Consider the following 3,236-nt stretch of genomic DNA (forward strand, 5'->3'; position numbering starts at 1 on the left):
GTTTAAGGCTTAAACGATTTTTTAATACATTAAAGTGGGAAATTCAGGAGTATAACAAAAATCATTTAAGTCTGTTTTATGGACTTAAATGATTTATTTTAACTGATTAAAAACACGAGTATCCTTGAAATTTTCATATATTTTCGAAATACTGCTGTTAGTTCAAACAAAAATTCTTACTGTTATTGGATATTTAAATGTAATTGATTTTTTTGAGCGATCAAAATTTATGATTTTAATATCTTTTAATGCAGGAACTACAAATAAAGAGTTATCATTGCTTGAAAAGATAAAGTCACTGGGTTTTAGTTGGTCAATTGGGATATTTATTGCTTCTGTTTTGATATCGATTTTGTAGTTTTCTGTTGCAATAGAAGAAATCAATTTATCTAATTGCGATTGGAACATATTTCTGATTTTACTGTTATTAGAATCTGATGAAATATAAACATTATCAACATTAAAATAACCGATAAAATCACTAAATTCATTACGTTTGTTGTTAATTAGTTTTAAATTATCATCATCTTCTTTAAAACTTATATATTTATTAAATCAAAAACCATCTGTTTGGTTTGCATGATATTTAATTAAGTCTTCATAACTTAAAAAGTTATCAATTGTTCTTACGATAGTGTTTTGTGAAATTGTATATTCTTGTTTTTGTGTTGTTACAACATTATTTATATAAGTATTTTGTGTATATGAAATTTTATTACCTGGATGAAGCAATAAATCGATATCTTTATAAACTGCATCAGCACCCGGATCTGATTTATAATATATATTATAATCGTTTGCATATTTTGCTACAACAGTTATTAAATCATTAAAATCGCTTTTGCTTCCACGACCTAAAACTAATAAGGGTTTCTTTTTATTTTTATAAATATCACTTTCAATTATATCTCTAGTTTTTTGTCAATTATTTCCAATAATATTAGTAAAATAAGTTATTAAGTATTTATTATCAGAACTTTTTGTTTTAGTAAGCAAATTATTCAAAGTTTCATTATCATCATTAAAATAAGCAAAATTATTTTTTAGATAATTTTCATTAAATCTGTTGGCTATTTCAGATGTGCTTCAATAATAATTAATATGATTAAAGTTTATTGATAAAAGATACTGATTATATGAATTTAAGAATTTTCCTTTATACAAATTTCAAACCTTGTTTGTTGAATCAAAATATTCACTGCGAAATTTTGGATCAAAACCTTTATATAAAATACTAAAACCAATTGATGTATCTTGATTTAATCCGTTAATTTGCACATTTTTGTAAGTCGATAAATTAGCATAATCAACAGAACGTTCAAAATTATTAGAATTAGTTCAAATGTTGATTCTTTTGTATGGATTTGAATTAATTATATGTTCAACTTGTGATAAAACTGCTTCATCTTCACCTTTTTTAATCTTAATTACTTTAGAATTTTTATTTTTTACATCAACTCTTTGGTTGTTATAAAAATTCTCTAATAATTTAGCGTCCATTCTACTTTGAACAAGCGAATTATTAGGTAAAACAAAAAAATAATTTTCACTCTTAGATAGCATTGATAGTCGAATTAAATCATAATACACATCTGTTCCGCGGGTTGTGAAATAAATATTAATATCTGCTCGATTCTGCTTATTAAGCAAATCAGGTTTTGAATTTGTGTCGATATCAAAATTAACAAAATTTTGCTTTTGATTTTTTGAATCATTTAATTTGTCGGTGCTTTTGTTTGCAAAAATACCTATATCACTAAATAAAACTACCCCAATCACAGTTGCAGAAGCAGCAATAAGCGATGAATGAATCAACATATATTTTTTTAATTTTTTCATAATTTACCTAAATAGTTTTATTTTGTTATTAATATTTTATAATTTTTAAATGAAAAAGAAAACTAAAAAGTGAATCGAATTAATGGTACCGATTACAAGTTGGATATTAATTATAATGATGACTATTTTAATTTTAGGATTATTACTATCAATTTTTATCCTTAGTAAACTATCACATGAACTAACTAATGAATTGAATATTAATTTTTACATCTTTCAAACAAACATTATTGAATATTTGATAATTATTTTAATTTTGATTATATCTTATGTAATGAGAGCGATACTTCTAACAAAGTTAATGTATAAGGTAAAATTCAATAACAAGGTAAAAAGAGCAATATTCATCTTTGTTCCATTAATTTATGATGACATCTTATTAGATTCATATCGATTAAGCTGTAATCTCAATGATTATAATAAATACATAAATTGCAAATATTCGTTAAGATTAATGCGATTGACATTTTCGATGATTACTTTTTATATAATTTATCTTATTGTTTTTATCTCTTTGATGTTTTTATTAAAATATTTACAAAATGAATTTTATGAAAAATTCATAGATATTCTCCTTTATTGTTTCTTTGTAATCTTCTTTTTTATTTCTTTTTCGTTTAATGTTTGATACTTTAAAAGTTTTATAAAACTAAAAGATATGAATATTGATTATAAAGGATTTGAATTAATAAAGTTAAAAAATTTAGAGTTAATATATTCAGAAAATATAAAATAAAATTTTTATTTTTTATTTTTTATCATATAATAGTTAAGCATTCAAAAAATAAAATAATTTTGTTTATTTTTGTTTGCAATATAATAATTATTGCTTATATTTTACTATAAGTAAAAGTTCTTTGAAAACTAGATATAAAACATGACAGTCAATTTTTTCGAGAGTTTGATCCTGGCTCAGGATGAACGCTGGCTGTGTGCCTAATACATGCATGTCGGGCGAAGTTATTTATAACTTAGCGGCGAATGGGTGAGTAACACGTACTTAACGTACCTTTTAGATTAGGATAACGATGAGAAATTATCGCTAATACTGGATACCTTTAACTTTTGCATAAAAGTTAAATTAAAGGAGCATTTGCTCCACTAAGAGATCGGGGTGCGGAGCATTAGTTAGTTGGTAGGGTAAAGGCCTACCAAGACGATGATGTTTAGCGGGGTTGAGAGACTGATCCGCCACACTGGGACTGAGATACGGCCCAGACTCCTACGGGAGGCAGCAGTAGGGAATTTTCCACAATGGACGAAAGTCTGATGGAGCGACACAGCGTGCAGGATGACAGCCTTCGGGTTGTAAACTGCTGTTATAAGGGAAGAAAAAGTATTAAAGGAAATGTTAATACCTTGACGGTACCTTGTCAGAAAGCAACGGCTAACTATGT

At 25.8% G+C, this 3,236-nt stretch carries 2 protein-coding genes and 1 rRNA gene; 2 read left to right on the forward strand and 1 reads right to left on the reverse strand.

What is annotated here, in order from left to right; genetic code table 4:
* Positions 1 to 93 precede the first annotated feature (93 nt).
* Positions 94 to 1,839: a hypothetical protein gene (locus ACXYRN_RS04270; RefSeq protein ID WP_458607784.1), complete on the reverse strand. Its 1,746-nt coding sequence runs from the start codon at positions 1,837 to 1,839 to the stop codon at positions 94 to 96.
* A gap of 49 nt (positions 1,840 to 1,888) precedes the next feature.
* On the opposite strand from ACXYRN_RS04270, the gene ACXYRN_RS04275 reads away from it, so the two are divergent.
* Both ACXYRN_RS04275 and ACXYRN_RS04280 read left to right on the forward strand, forming a co-directional pair.
* On the forward strand, positions 1,889 to 2,575 hold the full coding sequence (locus ACXYRN_RS04275) for a hypothetical protein (RefSeq protein WP_435129272.1): 687 nt from the start codon (positions 1,889 to 1,891) through the stop codon (positions 2,573 to 2,575).
* Positions 2,576 to 2,728: 153 nt separating this feature from the next.
* Positions 2,729 to 3,236, forward strand: a 16S ribosomal RNA gene (locus tag ACXYRN_RS04280); the annotation flags it as partial.

The organism is Mycoplasma sp. 4423, from assembly GCF_054353855.1.